Raw genomic sequence first — 21,324 nt, 5'->3', positions numbered from 1 at the left:
TCGTCTCCTTTTCTCACTTCTGAGAGAGACGCTGTCTATTCCATATCTCGATTATTCCGCTATTTGATATATTTTTGTTTGTTCTTCTAACCGGCTGTCCTTCAATTTCTTTCTCGTTCTTCGCAAACATCGTTGGTACGCCAAATGAAACCTTTTCTAAAATGTGACCCGCTTCTTCTGATAAACAATAATCAATAAATAAATCCGCAATAATACCATTCGGTGCACGTTTTAGTTTCGAAATCGCATTAACAGATAATCCTGTTTGCTCAGGTACAATACTTACAATTGGAAAGCCTTGTTTTTGAAGCATTCTCTGGTCTCCCATGAAATTGATGCCTATCATATACTCACCGCTCGCAACAAGCTCGACCGGTACGTAACCATTCACCGTTACTTCACCAACTTGTCCTGCAAGATTCTTAACATATTCCTTCGCTTCCTCTTCACCTACAGTATCAATAAGTGATTGAAAAAACGTATATGCTGTTCCTGAGACATTTGGATCTGGCATAACAACCTTTCCCTTATATACCGGATTTAACAAATCTTTCCACCTTGATGGATAAGGAAGTCCGAGCGGTGCTATTTCTTCATTCCACCGCTCTTTATTGATCGCAATTGCCAGTTTCTCCACTTCATAACCGTACCAATAACCATCTTTATCTTTAACAGTTTTTGAAATACGATTCCCATGCTGGCTCGTAACGGGAATAGATAGATTTTTTTGTTTCATCATTTGATGCGCGTCTACCGTACCACCAATAATAATATCCGCTTTCGGATTACCTGCTTCCTCTTCTACCCTCCGAAGAAGTTCTTCTGTCGAAAGACGAATAAATTCATACGTACAGCCGCGTGGTTTACAAAATGATGAAAGCAAAGCTTCACCAACTTCCTCACGAGCTGCTACATACGCAACAAGATGACGATCATCCAAAATAGGGAGACCACTTTTATTATATTTAATAGAGGTTGTATCTCGAGAGCAACTAGACATCGCTCCTCCAATTACTAGCAAAAAGAAGAAAAAGGCTATCTTTCTCATGACATATTCTCCTTTACAAATACATTTGCGAGGGAGCTTTTCATATACATAACATTCCCATTATTATCACCGAGATATTGCACAACAAAGTACGACGGATACACAGAAATAGTAAGAATATCTTCTCGCTCATTCTTTATACGCTTCCCTGTTTTATAAGCGGTAATATAAGCAATTGGTTCATTCTGTGATTGTAATAATTTCTGTATTTCTCCGTAATCTGTAATTTGCTTTGCGTACCGAATCGAATCAAGTATGTGCGTAAGATTCATCGCACGTTCTACATCACCTTGGCGTACTATGACATCCTGTGCTGACGCAAAAAAATCACTAATACGTTCTGGTGTGTAATACAGGCTTAACAAATACGTTTGAAATGCTGAAATCATTGGGTCCGTACCATTCTTTCCGTACATATCAGCCCCGTACTGGAACAAGTCACCTACTGCAAAAGTACGTTTATGTCCATTCAAGTACGTTACTTCTCCAGTAAATACTTGTTCTTGATTCTTAGCCTCTCTCGGTTCTATTTGAATTCGGTCAAAGAATGAAACAATCGTATGCAAACGAACTTCATCCGTTATAACAATTTCTCCCCACTTTTCATGCCTAACCTTCATTTCAGTAGGCAGGGATTCATTCACTCTTTGTAAAACAGTTTGTTTGTCATTCACTATTGTGATCCGATTATATATTTGCTTCTCCATCACATAAAACAAAATAATAGAAACAATTATACAAAGAACAAACATAAGAATTTGAAATGATAGCCTTTTCATTTCTGCCTACCTCCAAGATAAAAAAACGTTGTTTCGAAAATACCGCATAATTGTTTCATAAATGTATCATTTAACCGCTTTCAAGTTTTTTATGTCTTCCATCCGTCTCGGAAGCAAGAATGTAATAAATATTGTAGTACCAACCTCTTCACTACTCTCAATTCGCATACTTCCGCCCTGCTTATTCATAATCTCCTGACAAATATACAAACCGTAACCATTCCCGTAACTAGAAGGAAGTACCTTCCCTTCTGGCGATTCATTCCACTCTGCAAGCACACCTTCATCTATACCAATGCCATCATCATGGACAAAAACCTTCGCCTCACGTTCATTTACAATTACATTCATACGAATTTGCGTAGCATCGCTATATTTTATCGCATTATCAAGCACGTTTAAGAAGATCTGTTTCGTCTTATCGAAATCTGCAACAACATGTACATCTGTTAACTCATTTATTACTTCAATCTCAAATTTCTGCAGGCGAGGTTTCACAATTGAAACTGCTTCTTCTGCTAATTCCTTTATATTCACAACTGTAGGTGACACTTCAAACGTACTCGTCCCGTACTTTGAAGACTTAAGCAATTCCTCTACAAGTGATAATAAACGCTCACTCTCTACAGCTACATAACGCAGGCTCTCCTGTACATCTTCCTTCGCCTTCAACTTCGGAATTAAATCCACATAGCCAATAATCGCAGTTAGCGGCGTTTTTAGCTCATGCGTAATACGGTCTAAGAAATCTTTCTGCTTCTCTTTCTCCTCTTTCAATTGCTTAATATGCAGTTCAATTCCATCAGCCATCGCATTAAAAGATGCTGAAAGCTGAGCAATTTCCACATATTCATTTAGCTCAATCTTGCTTTTATAATCACCATTCGCAAGCCGCTTTGCCATTTGCCTTAACTGATCAATTGGCTTATGCAGAGACTTTGCCAAACGAATTGCAAAGAAAATACCCGCAGCTACTAGACAAAGAGACGTCATTAAAAACGTCCAACCGACATTTGTTAAAACTTCCTTCTCACCCGTTAACTCATTTATAAAACGAACACTTCCGATGACATCGTTTCCATAATAAACTGGGCTTGAAAACAATAGAATTGGAGCTGGGTCTCCCTCTTCAAAAACATAAGATTTCTTCCCCTTCAAAGAACTCGCAATATCGATATTCCGATGAAGGAGTGCTCCTTTTTGCGTATCCGCAACAACATCTCCATTCTTCCCAATCATCTGTACACGGACATCCATACGCTTCGCTAAATACGAAGCAATTAAAAGTGAATTCGGACCGAGCGTCTCGACCTCTGCTTCCTTCTCTAAATAATTCATCGTATAAATTTGTGCTTCTACACTTAACTTTTCTAAAGAATTTGCCGCGTTATGATACATATTCTTTTCTAATGTAATATAAACAACTGCGTACAAAAGAACAAAAATCGGGATTAACAGTCCCACTATTCCAAACACCATGTTCCTTTTTAAAGACATACCATCACCACTTAACAATCCAGTTTATAGCCGACGCCATAAATTGTCTTAATATATTCCCCGCTATTCCCTAGCTTCTTCCGCAGTCTTTGCACCATAATATCAACCGCTCTCGTATTTCCGATATACTCAAATCCCCATACTTTCTCAAGTAACTCATCTCTCATAAATACACGCTGCGGATTTGAAACAAATAACTGACATAAATTAAACTCTCGGTACGTTAACTGAATTTCTTGTCCACTAACATGCACTTTTCTTTCCTTAGGACAGATCTTTATCTCCCCCGCCACAATTACTTCATGGCTTACCGTTACCTCTGTCTTCTTCACACGCCGCGTCATATTCTTGACCCGAAGAATAAGCTCTGCATAATTAAACGGCTTCGTCACATAATCATCTGCACCAAGCTGCAGACCAAGCAATTTATCATTCATCTGACTCTTCGCAGTTAACATCAGTACTGGAATATCTCTATTCTTCTCACGGAACAAACGAAGCAACTCATACCCATCTGTATCTGGAAGCATAACATCCAAAATCAATACATCCGGCCCATCATTCCATTTCTCTAAAGCTTCTCTTCCATCAGCCGCCGTGAGCACTTCATACCCTTCCATCTCCAACTGCATCCGAATCAAATTACGAATACTCGATTCATCATCAACTACAAGTATTTTCATCATTCTCCTCCTTCCATCTGGAATTATAGTACAGTTTAGTATAGCAAAAATCTTATAAAAAAAGAGAGGGTATTGTCGAACATATGTTGAACGACAATACCCTCTCTTTCACTTATTATATTTTATTTATCATACCCATTAGGTTGCTTCTGATGCCAATTCCAAGCATGCTCAATGATTGTTTTCACATTTACATACTGAGGATCCCAACCTAACTTCTCTTTCGCTTTCTGAGAAGAAGCAACTAAACGTGCTGGATCTCCCGCACGACGCGGTGCTACCTCAGCAGGAATTTCATGATTTGTAACTTCACGAACTGCATCAACGATTTCTTTAACACTGAAGCCATTACCATTTCCTAAGTTATAGAAATCACTTTCTCCACCGTTCTGTAGGTCTTTAAGTCCTAAGAAGTGAGCTGCCACTAAATCTTCAACATGAATATAATCACGGATACAAGTACCATCTGGTGTATTATAGTCATCACCAAACATCATAATCTTCTCACGTTGACCTAACGCCACTTGTAATACAAGAGGAATTAAATGCGTCTCTGGACGGTGATCTTCCCCAATAATACCATTTGGAGTTGCACCAGCTACGTTAAAGTATCTGAAAATCTTATAACGTAAATTAGAAGCTTGGCTATACCAATGAAGCATCTTCTCGATTGCTAACTTCGTTTCTCCATACGTATTCGTTGGATTTGTCATCGTTTCCTCAGTAATAAGGTCCACATCTACCTCACCATACGTCGCCGCAGTAGAAGAGAAAATAAACTTATCCACCTTAAACTCATCCATTACCTCTAATAAGCAAAGTGCACCGTACACATTGTTATTATAATATTGCAGAGGCTTCTCCATACTAACTCCAACTAAAGAATCAGCTGCAAAATGCATAACCGCCTCAATATTTTCTTGTGTAAAAACATCTCTTAAAAATGCTTTATCACGAAGGTCGCCATTATAAAACTTCGCACCTTCCGTAATTGCATCCTCATGACCAGTTTGTAAATTATCTACTACTACTACAGATAAACCTTCGTCTACTAATTTTTTCACAGCGTGAGAACCGATATAACCAGCTCCGCCGCAGATTAGAATTGAGTTCATTGTCTTCCTCCTACATATATTAGGATTTCTTATTCACTTACTTATTATAAAAGGTATACGATTGCTCGTATACCTTTTGTGTACCTTTATTACTTAGCAACGAAATAATCCGTTACATATTGTGCCCAAACTTCATGCCCTTTAGCACTTGGGAAACCGAATTCTTCTGTTAAATATGGTAGGATAGCCTTCGTTGCTGCATCAGGCCACGCTCCCCAATGATCCACATATGTATAACCATCTTGCGTCGCAAATTGCTTTAACGCCTCAATCGCCTTCGGATAATTCTTCGCACCATACACTGGGTTTGGTGGTTGAATCATAATCGTAGCACCCTTTGCACTAGTAGAAAGTGCTTGTACAAATTTCTGTGTACTCGCAACAGAGTTTCCATTACCAGTTTTACCATTGTCAGTAATAAATGGTGGTTCGAATAAAATCACATCTGGATTATCTTTCGCAATCTCTTTATCACGCTTATTTGCGATTAACTCTTCTGTGCTTTCACCTTTATATTCCTTTACTGTCACATTCCATAACCCTTTACCGTAAGCAGTTTCTAAATTAGCCGTTAACTTAGCTGCCCAAGCATCTTTTTCAGATGAAGAAGCTTCATCACCAACAATAACAAGATTTACTGCCTTTTTATCCTCAGCAGCTTTCTTTAACTTCTCTTTCACTTCATCTGGTAGATTTTTCGCATATGCTTCATTAAAAGATGAATTCGCATCTTGTTTTTTCTCTGTTTTCTTTGCTCCGCTATCTTTCACTTCAGAATTCGTTTTCGTTACTTCACTCGTCTGTCCCGTTGCACGCGCAACTTTCTTATTCCAGTATAATTTACCGCTCACAACAGAAGCTACAAACAATACAAAAATAACTAGGACAAGTACTGCTTTCTTATTCATCGATTCACCTCATCTATTAATCTCACAATATATAATATTAATATAAATCCATGCAAAAATAAACCCAACTCCTACCAAAGGAGTTGGGTTATTACATATTACTTAGTCACTTCAAGATGCGCTCTTAATTTATTCGTAATATCTTGTTTCGCTGCATCTGGAACGTAGTAGTACCAAATACCATCAGCAGCTTTGTGGCCGTCACCTGGGATTTGGATTTCTTCACTGTTCTGTAAGCAATCTTTATAGTTCTTTTGAATATCAAACATTTGATCTTGCGTTAAACTTGTTTTAACGTTTTTCTCAATTGCTTTTAATACATCACCGTAACTCGCTAAAGAGGATACACTTGCACCCTTTTTAATTACAGCTTGGATGACTTGACGTTGGCGCATTTGACGGCCGAAGTCTCCGCGAGTATCTTCATAACGCATTCGTGAAAACAATAGAGCTGTCTCTCCAGTCAAGTGGATAGGACCTTTCGCAAAGTGTAAACCACCATAGTTAAAGTCCATGTCATTATTAACATCAATACCACCTACTGCATCAACGATGTCTCTAAATCCTTCCATATTCACTTCAATATAATGATCGACCGGTACGTCTAAAAAATTCTCAACAGTTTTTACTGCCATATTAATTCCACCAAATGCATATGCATGATTAATTTTATCTTTTTTACCTTTTCCCACAATTTCTGTATACGAATCACGTGGTATGCTAAGAATTTTCATTGATTTCTTCTGTGGATTTAAGGTAAATAGCAATAATGAATCTGATCTTCCTTTATCCTCCCCTCTTTCATCAACTCCCATCATTAAAATGGATATAGGTTTTTGATCACTAATATCTACTTGATTAGCTCGTTTCTCTGACTTATTTCTATCTAATGGCTTATGGACAGCCCCTAATGTATCTGATACTGAAGAATATACATAATATATATATCCTCCTCCTGCAAGAATTACAAAACCTAAAATCCCCAAAAACCAAAATAATACTTTTCTTTTCATTCCTTTACCTCTTTTTCTATTTATAAGTAATTTAATTAAGACTCCGTTCTCTTTACCTTTATAGCATTCATTACATTTATCCTTAGTAACCACAACATAACTATATAAGAAATAGCTCCAACAAACAGACTTAACACTAAATTAAAACACCTTATAATAAAATGATTGCTGTAATTAAACTCTGCAATACATTCATATGAAACATATAATACCATTGCCATTACAACACAGGATATAAAGCACTTTATAAAATTCACTCCAAAATGCCTTATTGGAAACTTATATTCAGTCTGATTTAATCTATAAATTAATAAAAGTGTAGTGAATATAGCCGAGAGACTTGTTGCTAACGCAATCCCCACTAAACCATACCATTTTACCAATATAACACTACTAATAATGTTTAAAATAACAGTCAATATACCATTATACATGGGCGTTTTTGTGTCATGTAATGAAAAGAAGACCCTATTCAATATATCCCTGTATCCAAAAAATAACATACCTATACAATAGTAGCATAAAACACTTGCAGTCAGCTTAGTAGTATTAGATTGAAATGCCCCTCGTTCAAAGATTACTTCTACTATTTGGAAATTCAATACTAATAAAATAGTTACTAGTGGCATAATTAGAATATTCACAAATTCAAGTGCTGTTTTTAATGTCTTCCCAAAAACCGTATAATCTTTCTTTGCAACAGCATTCGATAATATAGGATAAATTATTGTTGCGATGGATATAGATACTATTCCAAACACAAAATTATTTAAAGTACTTGCATAATTGAAAACCGCGACGCTCCCCTTTTCTAGAGTAGAAGCTAAAGATCTATCTACCATTGTACTTAACTGTTGAACAGATGTACTAATTAAAATTGGACCGAACAATTTATACAATGCACTCATATTTTCTTCTCTCATATCAAAATGCAGATTATATGAGTATCCCGATTTTTTCATGGCAACCAATAGCATTATAACTTGTAAAATTGCTCCAGCGACATAGGCCCACACTACACCTTGTACATCTAAACTAGCACTATATAAAACAGCAAAAATAATAACTAGATTCTGTGGTATTAATACTATATTTGGAATAAAATAACGTTCATTAGCTTGAAGATAGCTAGTCATAATATTTGCTATGCCTACAAACAATATGGTAGGAGCTATAATCTTAGTTAATTCATTTGCTAAATCAAAAGTTCTCTTATCAAATCCAATTGAAAAAATACTAACTATTTCTTTAGAAAAAATTAAACATATAAATGTAATAATTAAGCTAATGCAACATACTAAATTTAAAAGATTATTAGTAAATTTATTTCCTTCACTATCACCTTTATTCTGCCGAATTTTCGAATACACTGGTATAAACGCTGTACCACAAGCAAAGGCTATACTGGAAAAAATAATTGTAGGTATAGATAGCGCTGTAAATAAGGCATCTGCCTTATAGCTGGCACCAAAATACTTCCCAATTAAAACCTCACGAAAAAAGCCTAATGCCTTACCACATAAAGTTACAATCATCACTATTAGCGTAATTCTACTTAAATTTTTAGTTTTCAACCTAATATTTCCCCTATTTCTTCTTTGATATTAAATTAGTATATAAGTTGATAATTTGTTCATTCATCATCTGACTAGTGAAATTTTCACGAAGAATATTATACCCATTTCTACCCATCTCTTCCAAAACATCTTTATCTAATGAGTTGAGCACCTTAACCATATCTTCTTCAGACTCTATATCTATATGATAACCATTTACCCCATCTTGTACTAATTCGGGAAGTGCTGCTTTATTACTACAAATAATTGCTTTACCATTTTTCATTCCTTCTAATGCTACTAATCCGAAACCTTCCCATCTTGACGGCATAATGACAGCATCGAACTTCTTTATATAAGAGTCAATATTACTGTTATCTATCCAGCCTAAACTAACAACATTTCGAGGAATATTTATTTCATTATCAGCCAAAACACTATCACCTATAGTATATAGTTTAATATTGGGCAAGTCATGATTCTTCATTAAATCGAATATAATATCTATTCCCTTTGCTCGATCAAATCTACCAATATACAAGAGATTTATTAATTCTTTATCTAAAGAGAGATCGTTTTCCTTACATTCACTAGCGTGTAAATCTATCCCACTCTTTATCGTTGTCATTTTTTTTGCATTTAAACCAAATTTTTTCGCTTCTTCATATTCATAATCAGATATATTAATTATCTTATCCGTTTTTAAGGATAAAAACTTTTCTATCATCGCAAATAACTTTTTCTTAGCATTACTAATATCCATAATAAAGGCCCATCCATGGGGACAATATACAATTTTCACTTTCTTTCTTTTACATATATAAAGCAACCTAACCATTAAGCCAGCAAAAGTGCTGTGAAGGTGGATAATATCTGGATTTATCTCCTTTATAATCCCCCTGATTTTTAGTGTTCCAAAAAAAATACCTGGAATACCACGTTTATATTTATATCTATATACATTCTCATTAATAATATTAAATTCTTGTTCTGAATTATAATCACTAAGAGCTAAATATACATTTTCAATTGCTCCATTTTCTTTTTGAGTATTAAGTACGTTGTTAACATATGTAGCTACTCCACCCTTAACATACTCTCCAATATGAAGAACTCTCACTTTATCCCACCTTTATCCTTTAATAAATCCAAATATAAACCTTCTATTTTTTTTCCTGTTCTATTAGCAAAAAGATACTTTTTCCTTTCTTCCATATTAATATTTAAATGCTGTTTCTCCCCACTATAAATTCCCATTAAAACTTTTGCAATTTCTTCACTATTACCTGGAGGAACCAAATATCCATTTTTCGCGTCTACTACTAGCTCTTTAAGTCCACCAACCATCGTGGCTATCAAGGTATGATTTCTAGATATTGCTTCCATAGCCACAATTCCACCTGGTTCCCAAATAGAAGGCATCAAAACAATAGGGATATCATTAACCTTTTTCCATGGTGCTTTATTAGCTGGAATGAAATCAACATTGCTATCTAATTGATATTGATTAACTCTTTGTTCAATTTCATTTCTTAATTCACCACTACCAATGATTTTTATTTTAAATTTAATATTATTTTGTTTTAATAAATGCAACGCATCAATTAATTCTATTAAACCTTTCTGCTTAGCTAGCCGGCCAATATAACACATATTTAAGATATCTTTACCCTCGGAATTATCTATCTTTTCAAAAACCTCTTCTTCTGAAACCAAATCGATTCCATTTTCTATTAAAACAATGTTAGAGTTTTTTTTGCTTAATTCACTATAAGATTTTTTCGAAATAACAATGTATTTATTTGCAAGTTTTGCTAAATAACTTGCATACAAATCATAATTTTTTCTAGGTCCACCATGTCCTGTATGAACTACAGGTATTTTATTTTTTTTTATTTTTTGTAAAATTTTCACCACTAAAAGACTATACAATGAATGTGTATGTATAACATCTGGGTCAAAATCTCTGATACTTTCGTATACAGCATTTATCGTACGTTTAATTCTATACTTATCACCAAATTCTTTAAGGATATAAGTACTAACCCCCATATTTTGAAATTCCTCTAATTTACTTCCTTCAACTGTACATAATCCAACCTCAAACTTTTCAGTACCTATTAAATATCCTGCTGTTTGTTCAATAACTTTTTCTGTCCCACCATATTCACATGCAGGAAATACGTTCAAAATTTTTATTTTCCTCATAAAATTCTCCTTATTAAACGCTTATATAATAAAGATGTTTAGAACTTATAAATACCTAACAAAAAAAGATTCCCTTTTAACCAGGAAATCTTTTAACTATCTTTATTACTTCGTTTATCTAATAATGTATGACAATATAAAATTACATAGAAATACATCGGAATCATTACAACCTGATGTTTTAAGACTGAACCATAATCTGGTTCGAAAATTCCTTGAACCATAGAAAAACTAATCACAAAAGCTATGGACCATTCCACTGAATAATCCTTTGTTTCTTTAGAATTCTTATTATATCGCCTTATACACTTTATAAATACATAAAATGTATATATTGCTAAAATTAAAAAACACTTCTGCGTTAAGCCACCCTTTACCAGTAATGGTAGTGGGAATAAAATAGATACCCATGCAATGAACCAATTGACAAGATCACTAAAAACTGATGTGTTAATTAACAGATTATTAATCATTGTTTCTGATTCCAATATTTCATTGACGTTAAATCTAGAATCAGTCAAATACATACCGCCAAAATTTGCCACTACAAATATAGCTAGCATCCCGCTTATTACCATAAAGGTTTTTACTATGAAATTATATTTAATAAAATATATACGGACGAGGAAAATCATTATAGTCATACATATAATAATCAACCAATAATTCCTAAAGAACATTGCGTAAAATATTATGAGTAGTATAGATAAAAAGATCAAAAAACGACTCTTTTTTTGAAAAGCTACTATCTGTAACACTAAGATAGGTACAATAAATATTTCTTTAGTAAGTTGCCCTAAATAAATAGCAGCCGGTATATTCCATACTAATAATAGCAATGCATATTTTAAAGGAATATTCTTCTTCAATAACAATATTGTGAAAATCAAACAAATATAATATATACTGTAATTCACAATACCTTCTAAAACTCTAGAATCTAATTTGTTAATTAACATTAATTTATATAACCAAGCTGTATTCCAAAAACCTTCAAAAAACTTCAAACTAAAATCATTCGCTATATCAAAATATTCCCTAATTGTATTTGAATCAATAAAATATTTATCTGGTAATATATTCTCTGAAAAAATAACTACCAAAAATCCTAGAATTAAAAGTATATAAAAGTATATAATAACTTCCATTTTTTTTTTATTCATATGTGATAAGTTCAAAATTCACTCCTCTTTTTAAATTGATATCTAAGTATGTTTTAATATGCATCTTTCGAACCAAGTAATACTTTAAACGTCTTAAATATAATTTTAAAATCCAAGAATATATTTCTATTTTGAATATATGTTAGGTCCAGCTCTACCATTTCTTCAAACCCTAAACTACTCCTACCGCTTACTTGCCAAAATCCTGTACATCCAGGTGTCACCAATAATCTTTGCTTTTGATAGTCTGTATATTCATTTACTTCACGTAATAATGGTGGTCTCGGACCAACAAGACTCATATCACCCATTAGTACATTGATTAACTGTGGTAATTCATCTATACTCGTTCTACGTATAAATTTCCCGATTTTGGTAACACGTGGATCATCTTTCATTTTAAACATTGCACCAGATACTTCATTATATTTTAATAGATCTTTTAGTTTCTCTTCAGCATCTGTAGACATTGAGCGAAATTTATACATATAAAATTCTCTACCACTTTTACCAACCCTAGCTTGTTTAAAAAATACAGTTCCCTTCGGATCCTCATATTTTATCAACAAAGTAACAATAATAAAGATTGGAAACAACAAGATTATTCCACATAATGCACCAATTATATCAACAAAACGTTTTGTTACTAAATATCCTTTACGTACATTTATTTCTTTTGTGTCTAAAACTCTATTTTTTTCCTCCAATACATCTTCACGTGATACTTTTACCAAGCTCAAATTTCCCTCTCCTCACATTTATACATGTATATTTTCTTTGCTAACCAACTCAACCATATACCTAACTAAGTCATCCTTCAGTTCTTCATGTTGTAACGCCATCTCAATCGTCGTCTTAATAAATCCGAACTTCTCCCCGACATCATAGCGAATTCCTTCAAAGTCATAAGCAAACACACGTTGGATCTCGTTCAAACGTTGAATTGCATCTGTCAATTGAATTTCTCCGCCAGCACCTGTCTGTTGATTCTCAAGAAACATAAAGATTTCTGGTGTTAATACGTAACGACCCATAATTGCTAAATTCGATGGCGCCGTTCCTTGAGCTGGCTTTTCCACAAATTGACGTACTTGATAACGTCGTTCATTTTGTTCGACCGGATCAATGATACCGTAACGATGAGTTTCATTTTCTGGTACCGTCTGTACACCAATAACAGATGATTGTGTTTCTTCATATTGATCCATCAATTGACGTAAACATGGTGTTTCTGCTTGTACAATATCATCACCAAGCAATACCGCAAATGGCTCATTTCCAATGAACTTCCTTGCACACCATACTGCGTGCCCAAGTCCTTTCGGCTCTTTTTGTCTTATGTAGTGAATATTAATTTTTGATGAAGCTTGTACTTTTTTAAGTATTTCATGCTTTCCTTTTTCTAAAAGGTTTTGTTCCAATTCAAAGGAATGATCAAAATGATCTTCTATCGCACGTTTTCCTTTTCCAGTAACAATAATAATATCCTCAATTCCCGATTCTATGGCTTCTTCTACTATGTATTGAATTGTCGGTTTATCAACGATCGGTAACATTTCTTTTGGCATCGCCTTCGTTGCTGGTAAAAACCTCGTTCCAAGACCCGCTGCTGGAATAATAGCTTTTCTCACTTTTTTCAATTGTAATCCTCCTAAATTCATTTATATATATCAATAACAAAAAACCTACCTATAGATTTATCTTGATAACCCTATAGGTAGAGCTTCTGTCGTAAATAAGTTATGGGCATCTAACCCTGCCTCACATCATACTCCCGACAACAAGCGTCTAAGGTAGGTATGAAATAAAATTTCTACCCACAGCACGACCGAGTGCCTCCATTGATAACGGTTAGGAGACATCACCAGTTCTTTATTTAAAAAATACCAAACAATTTTTTACGACGAATTCGCTCTGGGTCTTCTTTATAAATTGCTTTTCCGCTAATTAATAAGTACGGATTTTCTTTTAAGTCGGTCATAACGTTCATTCCGAATTCCTTTTCAATTAATTTGTAGCTTTCTGCTAGGTGAAATCCTCTTGAAGTTGTGTTATGTGCATCTGATGCGATCATATGTGTTAAATTATGTTCAACAAGCTGCAATGAAAACTTTTTAATTTTCTTGCCGAATTTCCCTAGTAAGCTGCCTGCCGTCACTTGTGTTAATGCACCCTTATTTACAAGGTTATATAACTTGTCTGGCTGCTCAATTAATTCGGCATTACGTTCCGGATGAACGATAATTGGGATCATTCCTTTTACACGTAGTTCATAAAATAGCTGTTCTGCATAACGAGGTACGTGATTAGATGGAAATTCAATCAAAATATATTTATTTGTTTCATTTAAAGTAACGATTTTACCAGATTCGTAGTCTTCTAATAAATCACCATATAACCTGACCTCTTGCCCGGGTAAAACTTTCAGTGGAATGTCATTTTGTTGTAATTCATCATTTAGTTGCTTGACTTGATGAATAATAGAAGTACGCTCATTTACATATTTTCCATTTTGATGATGTGGTGTGGCAACAATTGTATGTATTCCTTCTGCCACGGCTTGTTGTGCCATCGCTAAACTATCAGTTACTGTTTGTGCACCGTCATCGATACCGTGTAAAATGTGACAATGTAAATCAATCATTCTTTTCGTCCTCCCTCTCATATAAACATCTTTTTTCCCTTGAATATGAGACATGTCTCATATTCAAGGGAAAAAAGGAGATATAGCCTTGCCATATCTCACTTTTTAATTAGCACCATAGTAATAATATAAGCCTTGTTCACGTTCACGATCGTTCAAGACAACGCCTAATAATTTACCTTTAGCCGACTCTAACAACCCTTTTGCTTTTACTGCTGTTTCTTTCTCTGTTGATTCACTACGAACAACAAGAATTGAAGCATCACATACATTTGCCATAATTTGCGCATCAGTAACTGCCAAAATTGGTGGTAAATCAAAAACAACCAAATCGTACAGGCTATATGCTTGTGCAAGAAGCTCTTGCATTGATTTTGATCCTAGTAATTCTGCCGGATTTGGTGGGATCGGACCACAAGCTAAAAAGTGTAAATTATCTACAGCTGTCTTTTGTACACATTTCTCTAAACCTTCACTATGTGTTAATACGTTCGTTAATCCGAAAATGTTATCTACTTGAAACATTTGATGCATCGCTGGTTTACGCATATCTGCATCAATTAATAATACTTTCTTTCCTTGTTGAGCAAACACGACTGCCATATTCGCTGTTGTCGTTGTTTTCCCTTCACTCGGGTTCGCAGACGTAACCATTAATGAATGTAAATTCGTATCGACAGCTGCAAATTCGATATTCGTTCGAATATTACGATATTGTTCTGAGATTGGTGATTTCGGTTGCTGATGAGCAATTAATTGACGACGTTGACGATGATTTTTGTTCTTTTTAAATAAATTAAGAGCCAATTGTTTGTCCCCTCACTTTTCTTGATGATGGAGCGTGTGATGTCATATTCATTGTTTCTTCATCCATACGAGCTACAATACCTAACACTGGTAAACCAAGTAAGCTTTCTACATCTTCTTCTTTTTTCACTGTGTTATCTAAGTATTCTAGTAAGAATGCAAGCCCAATTGAAGCCATTAAACTAACAACAAAAATAATTGCTACATTTAGCATTGGTTTTGGCTTGATGGGCGACTCATTGTCCATAACCTCAGCTTTGGATAATACAGTCACATTATCAACACTCATAATTTTTGCCACTTCACTCTTAAAAACTTCCGCTATAGTATTTGCAATGTCACGTGCCAACTTTGGGTCTTTATCCTGCACCATCAAAGAAATAACTTGTGACTCTTTTTCATTGGTAACATCGATTTTTTTAGTCAAATCTTGAACTGTTAAATTTAATTTTAACTTTTCCTTTACCTGATCCAAAATCACTGGACTTTTAATGATAACCTTATATGTATTTGTTAATTGAATATTCGTTTGAACTTCACCAGCTTGAATCATTGCCCCATCTTGCTTCTTTTGGTTAACAAGAATTTGCGTCGAAGATTGATAGATTGGTGTCATAAAGAAGAAGCTAATGATAGCACTTACTATAGCGGCACCAAAGGCGATTACGAGGATCATTGCTAAACGTTTTTTTAAAATATGAAATAACTCTTTCAAACTAATTGTTTCTTCCATAAGTTCCTCCAACTTTCTAAAATTTGCACATAAGAAAAATTATAACATATAAATCTTATATTTTTTATTTTGAATAATTTAGTTCTACATTTATTCACATCAAGCAAATATAATCTTACAAAATAATCTTAAATATGACAACACATTCCAACGAATTTCCAAAATTTCCATTGTATCATATTTTTCATATAATGTAATAATAAATTTTATAAAAATTCAAAAAAAGCTGATAAATTAATTTATCAGCTTTAAAATTTATTATTCTATATACTATTTTCTAATAATATCCATATTGTTCTTTTTCTTCTTTTTTATCGTTTAAGACGACACCAAGTAATTTACCGGACGCTTTGTCTAATATTTGCTTCGCTTTTACAATTTTATCTTTTTCTGTTTTTTCGCTGCGTACGACAAGTACGATTCCATCGCATTTGTTCGCTAGTATTTGTGCATCGGTAACCGCAAGAACGGGTGGTGTGTCGATTAGAATAATATCAAACATGTTATATGCTTCTAGTAATAGCTCATCCATTATCCGGCTACCTAGTAGTTCAGCTGGGTTTGGTGGGATTGGACCTGCTGCCATTAAGTATACATTCTCTATATCTGTTTTTTGAATGCATTGCATTAGTTTCGCTTGTCCTGATAATAGGTTCGTTAATCCATTTGAATTGTGAATGGCAAATAAGTTTTGAATCGTCGGCTTACGCAAATCCGCTCCGATCAATAAGACTTTCTTTCCTTGTTGACCAAAAACAACTGCTAAGTTTGCGATTGTTGTTGTTTTTCCATCACCTGGATCTGCCGAAGTAACAATAATAGAACGAACATGATTATCTACAGATGTAAATTCAATATTTGTACGAATGTTACGGTATTGTTCTGCAACACGTGATTTTGGCTCTTTATGTGTAATTAATTGTCGTAATGATTTTCTTTTCTTTCTTCCGAACATACTCATAATCTCCTTTTGTGAAATGCGACATTTCCCCTTTTTCTCTCTATGCTCGATTTCATACGTCTAATTAATATTTTGTATCATTAATTTCCCCACATCTCATCTTAATCAATATCATCCTACTTTGTCTTATATGAACACCTTTACAATATGACAATGACTTTACTTCTTTTCTGCTCTTATCGTTTATCCTAATTTTTGAATAAATAATAAAGTAATTATATGGTGATTCCCTTCCATATACAAGTAATTTTCTGACTAGTTTGCATTTTAACAATTACACCGATATATAGTGGAAATAAAAAATCTCCTTGCATTTTCACAAGGAGATTTTTTATTTCTGTTATTCTTTTTTATCACCAATCGCAAATGTAATTTCAGCTTCACATGCAACTTCACCATCTACTGTTGCGATTGCTTTTCCTTTTCCAATTGGACCGCGTACACGTGTCATTTCTACTTCTAGGCGAAGTTGATCACCTGGACGTACTTGTTTTTTGAAACGACAGTTGTCGATACCTGCGAAGAAAGCAAGTCGTCCGCGGTTTTCTTCTTTCTTTAATACCGCAACTGCTCCAACTTGTGCTAATGCTTCTACAATAAGTACACCAGGCATAACTGCATAGTCAGGAAAGTGCCCGTTAAAGAATTCTTCGTTTGCGGATACATTTTTAATTCCAACCGCTCTTTTTCCTTCATCTACTTCTAATATTTTATCAACAAGTAAAAATGGATAGCGGTGAGGAATGATTTCTTTAATTTGTTCTATATTTAGCATACAACAATCGCCCCTTTTGTAATATTGGTCTTACCACTTGGACATATTGTTTATTATCCCATTTTGTTTATTGTTTGTCATTATAAAGTGCAATTTCCTATTTATAAAAAAATGCACACACTCCATTCCATTAAAATAGCTGCATATACTTGCAACTGACACGGAGGTAGAAAAGAGTGTATGCCCAGATTAGGGAAAGGCAATATGTATTGAAACATTATTTGCCTTAATGTCGTATTCGACTCATTATATTATAAACGTTTTCAAATAAGGAAATATTAAATTTAACCATATATATGAATATTTTACCTATTTCCTTCGTTTTTCTTTATTTTTCTTCTATTTTCTCAATAAATCAAAATAAAATAAAATAAAAAAATAAAAGAATAAAAAAACAAAAAAGAACTACGGTTAACACCTTAGTTCTTCTCATCTTCCTACTATTTGTGAACTAATAATAAGCGGGGGGTACCCCCACTTATTAAAGTTTCACTTTATCGTAAAGCACGCTTTGGTAATTTATCAATATTCTCTAACATAATACCTGTACCAACCGCAACACATTGCATTGGGTTTTCAGCAATTAATACTGGTACTTTTAGTTCTTCTGCTAGAAGCATGTCGATACCGTGTAGTAAAGCTCCACCGCCTGTTAGAATAACACCGCGGTCGATGATGTCCGCAGATAGTTCTGGTGGTGTGCGCTCTAATACACCTTTTGCAGCTTGTACAATGATAGCCGCGTCTTCTTTTAGTGCTTCTGTAATTTCTTCAGAGCATACTGTAATTGTGCGTGGTAAACCAGTTACCATGTCACGTCCGCGAATTTCAAGCTCTTCGCTACGTGCACCTGGGAATACTGTACCAACTTTAATTTTAATATTTTCTGAAGTACGTTCTCCAATTAACAGCTTATACTTACGTTTAACATAGTTTAAGACCTCCATATCAAACTTATCGCCAGCCATTTTGATAGAGGAAGAGGTAACAATATCACCCATAGATAGTACAGCGATATCTGTTGTACCTCCACCAATATCAACAACCATGTTACCGCTTGGTTGGAAGATTTCCATACCAGCACCAACTGCGGCTACTTTTGGTTCTTCTTCTAAAAATACTGTTTTACCACCTGAACGTTCAGCAGCCTCACGAATTGCTTTTTGTTCTACAGATGTGATATTTGTTGGACAGCAAATTAAAATACGAGGTTTTGAAAAGAAGCTCTTTACGTCCAATTTGTTAATGAAATACTTTAACATTGCTTCTGTAATTTCGAAATCTGCGATTACACCATCTTTAAGCGGACGAATTGCTACAATATTACCAGGCGTACGTCCCACCATACTTCTTGCTTCTTCACCTACTGCTAATACTTTACCTGTGTTACGATCAATTGCAACAACAGATGGCTCATTTAATACAATACCCTTACCTTTAACATGGATTAATACGTTAGCCGTACCTAGGTCAATTCCGATATCTCGCGCAAACATTCCCGTCATTTCCTCCTCGATATTCAAAATCAGGTTACACCCGAATTCTTTTACACCTAATTTCTGATTTTATCATAAATTTAACAGAAACGTAATATTCGCAAAAAGAATTCTTCTGAAAAATATTACCGAATTGAAACGGAATGTTTGCGATCGCATATTTATTGACGGACCGGCTTTTCTACATCTTCTTTTCTATACTTTTGCTTTGTTGCTTCTCCGCCTCTTAAATGACGAATAGACTTATGATAATCAAGAATTTCTTTCACTTCATTTGCGAGCTCTGGATTAATTTCTGGTAGACGTTCCGTTAAATCTTTATGGACTGTACTCTTTGATACCCCAAATTCCTTTGCAATGACACGCACTGTCTTTCTTGTCTCCACGATATACTTACCAATCTTGATAGTTCTCTCTTTGATGTAATCGTGCACACCACTCGCCTCCCTAAATTGGATGTGAGAAGGGTGAAATGAGCCTCGCTGCATATGACTAAGAAGTAAGTGTGAGTGCTGTTTGTAAGCGTTAAACATTCTTGGATTTATAATGAAATGATTCACGATTTCTCACCTCAAACACTCTCTTTGCTTTGGTTTATACCATTGTATTGCCCGCACTACTGATATATGCTACATGTTCACTATTTTTGCGGACTAAGTTAAGAAAAATTACATTTTTTTGTGAGAAATACGTTAACAGTGACTATTTTGGCGAAAAAAAATGACACCTTATATATAAGGTGTCATTCTTCTCGTTCCAACTCTTCTTCTAATAACTGATGGTGGGGAACCTCTTTCTTACCAGCAATGTAATAATATAAAGTAAATAAAACAAACAATAAAATAATAGCAGTCGACAGAACAAACAAAAATGACACAGTATCCCCTCCCTTTTGTAATATATATTCGAGAATCTCGTCATTTTTCCTTGTTATTGCAACTTTTTTCTCGAAATTGAGTATTTTTATATGAAAGTAAAAAAATCAGCTCTCCTAGTGAGAACTGATTTTTCCACTTTTTTATTCTTGTGAAGAAGAACTGTTAGATGATTCTGTAGAACCATTTGTTGATTTTTCTTCTTTCTTTGGTTCTTCTTTTTTGTCACTAGTTGAACCGCTTGTTGATTTCTCTTCTTTTTGAGACTTGTCTTCTGTTTTACTTTCTGGTTTCGTGCTCGTTGACTTTTCTTCTTTTTGAGATTTGTCATCAGCTTTTTTACCAGAAGCATTCGTTGCTTTTGCAGCACCTGCATCAGCTTTAATTTCTGCTACTGATTTATTTAAATAGCGCTCAGGGTTCACAGCCACATTGTCTTTACGTACTTCAAAGTGAACGTGAGATCCTGCTTCTTTATTCATTGCACTTAGACCGGATTTCCCTAATACTTCACCTTGTGCAACTCGTGCACCTTTTTCTACTTTTACACTACCTAAGCTTTGATAAGAAGCTGCTACACCATTTCCACTATCAACTGTTACAACATAACCAAGAAGTGAATCTTTTTCAGCTTTTGTTACTGTACCGCTTAAAGCAGCAGCTACATTAAATTCTTTTCCATTCTTCGCAGCAATGTCGATTCCTTTATTTGGGGAATATGTGTTGTTATAAAAGACAAGTGCTTTTTCTTGTTCCGCCTCAGTTGCTGCATCTTCATAGAATTTCTTCTGTACGACTACTTCCGCATTAGCGGCAGCTGGCATTTTCACTACTTCTGAAGATTTCGTTACTGGTACTGCTGGATCTTCCGATTGTGTATACGGTGTTGCTTGATCTTGGTTCGGAGTCTTCTTCGGATTAGCTCCTTGGAACCATAGCGCAACCATTAAAATTACCGCTGCACATGCAATGTATAGTGCCGGAAACACCCATCTTTTTTGAAATAAATGTACTACCTTTTGCGACTTTTTATTATTTCTTCCTCGCATTCCATCATCACCTC

22 protein-coding genes are annotated in these 21,324 nt (G+C 34.6%); all 22 read right to left on the bottom strand.

The annotated features are described in order from the left end of the window. Positions 1-13 precede the first annotated feature (13 nt). On the bottom strand, positions 14-1,048 hold the full coding sequence (locus PDL00_RS25510) for an ABC transporter substrate-binding protein (RefSeq protein ID WP_270731975.1): 1,035 nt from the start codon (positions 1,046-1,048) through the stop codon (positions 14-16). Then, the gene (locus PDL00_RS25505; RefSeq protein ID WP_242254211.1) at positions 1,045-1,827 is read right to left on the bottom strand and encodes a DUF3919 family protein; all 783 of its coding nucleotides are present in this window, start codon (positions 1,825-1,827) and stop codon (positions 1,045-1,047) included. Before PDL00_RS25505 ends, PDL00_RS25510 begins: the two co-directional genes overlap by 4 nt. Positions 1,828-1,893: 66 nt before the next feature. After that, complete coding sequence (locus tag PDL00_RS25500; protein ID WP_088027528.1) at positions 1,894-3,324, bottom strand: sensor histidine kinase; 1,431 nt, start codon at positions 3,322-3,324, stop codon at positions 1,894-1,896. A gap of 11 nt (positions 3,325-3,335) precedes the next feature. After that, positions 3,336-4,007: a response regulator transcription factor gene (locus tag PDL00_RS25495; RefSeq protein WP_270731970.1), complete on the bottom strand. Its 672-nt coding sequence runs from the start codon at positions 4,005-4,007 to the stop codon at positions 3,336-3,338. Between the two features lie 122 nt (positions 4,008-4,129). After that, the gene (gene galE, locus PDL00_RS25490; protein ID WP_242257331.1) at positions 4,130-5,122 is read right to left on the bottom strand and encodes a UDP-glucose 4-epimerase GalE; all 993 of its coding nucleotides are present in this window, start codon (positions 5,120-5,122) and stop codon (positions 4,130-4,132) included. Between the two features lie 89 nt (positions 5,123-5,211). Then, the gene (locus PDL00_RS25485; protein WP_242257332.1) at positions 5,212-6,030 is read right to left on the bottom strand and encodes an SGNH/GDSL hydrolase family protein; all 819 of its coding nucleotides are present in this window, start codon (positions 6,028-6,030) and stop codon (positions 5,212-5,214) included. 98 nt (positions 6,031-6,128) lie between these two features. Next, positions 6,129-7,043, bottom strand: coding sequence for a polyisoprenyl-teichoic acid--peptidoglycan teichoic acid transferase TagU (gene tagU, locus PDL00_RS25480; protein ID WP_442868349.1), 915 nt, complete (start codon positions 7,041-7,043; stop codon positions 6,129-6,131). Positions 7,044-7,078: 35 nt separating this feature from the next. Beyond that, positions 7,079-8,617 (bottom strand): murein biosynthesis integral membrane protein MurJ, encoded by a 1,539-nt coding sequence (gene murJ / locus PDL00_RS25475; RefSeq protein ID WP_270731966.1) that lies wholly within the window; start codon positions 8,615-8,617, stop codon positions 7,079-7,081. 13 nt (positions 8,618-8,630) lie between these two features. Next, positions 8,631-9,719 (bottom strand): glycosyltransferase, encoded by a 1,089-nt coding sequence (locus tag PDL00_RS25470; RefSeq protein ID WP_242257335.1) that lies wholly within the window; start codon positions 9,717-9,719, stop codon positions 8,631-8,633. Continuing rightward, positions 9,716-10,807, bottom strand: coding sequence for a glycosyltransferase family 4 protein (locus PDL00_RS25465; RefSeq protein ID WP_270731962.1), 1,092 nt, complete (start codon positions 10,805-10,807; stop codon positions 9,716-9,718). The genes PDL00_RS25470 and PDL00_RS25465 overlap by 4 nt, the downstream gene beginning before the upstream one ends. Before the next feature lie 92 nt (positions 10,808-10,899). Continuing rightward, positions 10,900-11,985, bottom strand: coding sequence for a hypothetical protein (locus tag PDL00_RS25460; RefSeq protein ID WP_242257469.1), 1,086 nt, complete (start codon positions 11,983-11,985; stop codon positions 10,900-10,902). 38 nt (positions 11,986-12,023) lie between these two features. Next, complete coding sequence (locus tag PDL00_RS25455) at positions 12,024-12,710, bottom strand: sugar transferase (RefSeq protein WP_270731958.1); 687 nt, start codon at positions 12,708-12,710, stop codon at positions 12,024-12,026. A gap of 18 nt (positions 12,711-12,728) precedes the next feature. Then, the gene (gene galU / locus PDL00_RS25450) at positions 12,729-13,610 is read right to left on the bottom strand and encodes a UTP--glucose-1-phosphate uridylyltransferase GalU (protein WP_270731956.1); all 882 of its coding nucleotides are present in this window, start codon (positions 13,608-13,610) and stop codon (positions 12,729-12,731) included. Between the two features lie 236 nt (positions 13,611-13,846). Next, the gene (locus tag PDL00_RS25445; protein WP_242257380.1) at positions 13,847-14,614 is read right to left on the bottom strand and encodes a tyrosine-protein phosphatase; all 768 of its coding nucleotides are present in this window, start codon (positions 14,612-14,614) and stop codon (positions 13,847-13,849) included. Between the two features lie 105 nt (positions 14,615-14,719). Beyond that, positions 14,720-15,421: a CpsD/CapB family tyrosine-protein kinase gene (locus PDL00_RS25440; RefSeq protein WP_242257381.1), complete on the bottom strand. Its 702-nt coding sequence runs from the start codon at positions 15,419-15,421 to the stop codon at positions 14,720-14,722. Then, complete coding sequence (locus PDL00_RS25435) at positions 15,411-16,154, bottom strand: YveK family protein (protein WP_242257382.1); 744 nt, start codon at positions 16,152-16,154, stop codon at positions 15,411-15,413. The genes PDL00_RS25440 and PDL00_RS25435 overlap by 11 nt, the downstream gene beginning before the upstream one ends. A 277-nt stretch (positions 16,155-16,431) precedes the next feature. Then, the gene (locus PDL00_RS25430; protein WP_270731951.1) at positions 16,432-17,109 is read right to left on the bottom strand and encodes a CpsD/CapB family tyrosine-protein kinase; all 678 of its coding nucleotides are present in this window, start codon (positions 17,107-17,109) and stop codon (positions 16,432-16,434) included. Positions 17,110-17,455: 346 nt separating this feature from the next. Next, complete coding sequence (gene fabZ, locus PDL00_RS25425) at positions 17,456-17,890, bottom strand: 3-hydroxyacyl-ACP dehydratase FabZ (RefSeq protein WP_000931959.1); 435 nt, start codon at positions 17,888-17,890, stop codon at positions 17,456-17,458. A gap of 494 nt (positions 17,891-18,384) precedes the next feature. Continuing rightward, on the bottom strand, positions 18,385-19,386 hold the full coding sequence (locus PDL00_RS25420) for a rod shape-determining protein (protein WP_270732127.1): 1,002 nt from the start codon (positions 19,384-19,386) through the stop codon (positions 18,385-18,387). A 161-nt stretch (positions 19,387-19,547) separates the two neighbouring features. Continuing rightward, a complete protein-coding gene (gene spoIIID / locus PDL00_RS25415) occupies positions 19,548-19,820 on the bottom strand; it encodes a sporulation transcriptional regulator SpoIIID (protein ID WP_000544012.1) in 273 nt (90 codons plus the stop codon). A gap of 308 nt (positions 19,821-20,128) precedes the next feature. Then, entirely contained in the window at positions 20,129-20,263 is a 135-nt protein-coding gene (locus PDL00_RS25410; protein ID WP_000008903.1) for a hypothetical protein, read from the bottom strand. A 141-nt stretch (positions 20,264-20,404) separates the two neighbouring features. After that, a complete protein-coding gene (locus PDL00_RS25405; protein ID WP_097817059.1) occupies positions 20,405-21,310 on the bottom strand; it encodes a M23 family metallopeptidase in 906 nt (301 codons plus the stop codon). Between the last annotated feature and the right edge of the window lie 14 nt (positions 21,311-21,324).

Origin of the sequence: Bacillus cereus group sp. TH152-1LC, assembly GCF_027710505.1 — a bacterium.
In the GTDB taxonomy this organism is placed as follows: domain Bacteria; phylum Bacillota; class Bacilli; order Bacillales; family Bacillaceae_G; genus Bacillus_A; species Bacillus_A mobilis.
The sequence above is the reverse complement of the archived record's forward strand: the minus strand, read 5'-3'. Positions and strand labels throughout refer to the sequence as shown.

Coding starts and splice junctions, on each gene's coding strand:
- PDL00_RS25500 (WP_088027528.1), bottom strand. CDS start 3,324: ATGTCTTTAAAAAGGAACATGGTGTTTGGAATAGTGGGACTGTTAATC.
- PDL00_RS25485 (WP_242257332.1), bottom strand. CDS start 6,030: ATGAATAAGAAAGCAGTACTTGTCCTAGTTATTTTTGTATTGTTTGTA.
- PDL00_RS25510 (WP_270731975.1), bottom strand. CDS start 1,048: ATGAGAAAGATAGCCTTTTTCTTCTTTTTGCTAGTAATTGGAGGAGCG.
- PDL00_RS25505 (WP_242254211.1), bottom strand. CDS start 1,827: ATGAAAAGGCTATCATTTCAAATTCTTATGTTTGTTCTTTGTATAATT.
- PDL00_RS25445 (WP_242257380.1), bottom strand. CDS start 14,614: ATGATTGATTTACATTGTCACATTTTACACGGTATCGATGACGGTGCA.
- PDL00_RS25495 (WP_270731970.1), bottom strand. CDS start 4,007: ATGAAAATACTTGTAGTTGATGATGAATCGAGTATTCGTAATTTGATT.
- PDL00_RS25435 (WP_242257382.1), bottom strand. CDS start 16,154: ATGGAAGAAACAATTAGTTTGAAAGAGTTATTTCATATTTTAAAAAAA.
- fabZ (WP_000931959.1), bottom strand. CDS start 17,890: ATGCTAAATATAGAACAAATTAAAGAAATCATTCCTCACCGCTATCCA.
- PDL00_RS25430 (WP_270731951.1), bottom strand. CDS start 17,109: ATGTTCGGAAGAAAGAAAAGAAAATCATTACGACAATTAATTACACAT.
- PDL00_RS25420 (WP_270732127.1), bottom strand. CDS start 19,386: ATGTTTGCGCGAGATATCGGAATTGACCTAGGTACGGCTAACGTATTA.
- PDL00_RS25405 (WP_097817059.1), bottom strand. CDS start 21,310: ATGCGAGGAAGAAATAATAAAAAGTCGCAAAAGGTAGTACATTTATTT.
- tagU (WP_442868349.1), bottom strand. CDS start 7,043: ATGAAAAGAAAAGTATTATTTTGGTTTTTGGGGATTTTAGGTTTTGTA.
- PDL00_RS25465 (WP_270731962.1), bottom strand. CDS start 10,807: ATGAGGAAAATAAAAATTTTGAACGTATTTCCTGCATGTGAATATGGT.
- galE (WP_242257331.1), bottom strand. CDS start 5,122: ATGAACTCAATTCTAATCTGCGGCGGAGCTGGTTATATCGGTTCTCAC.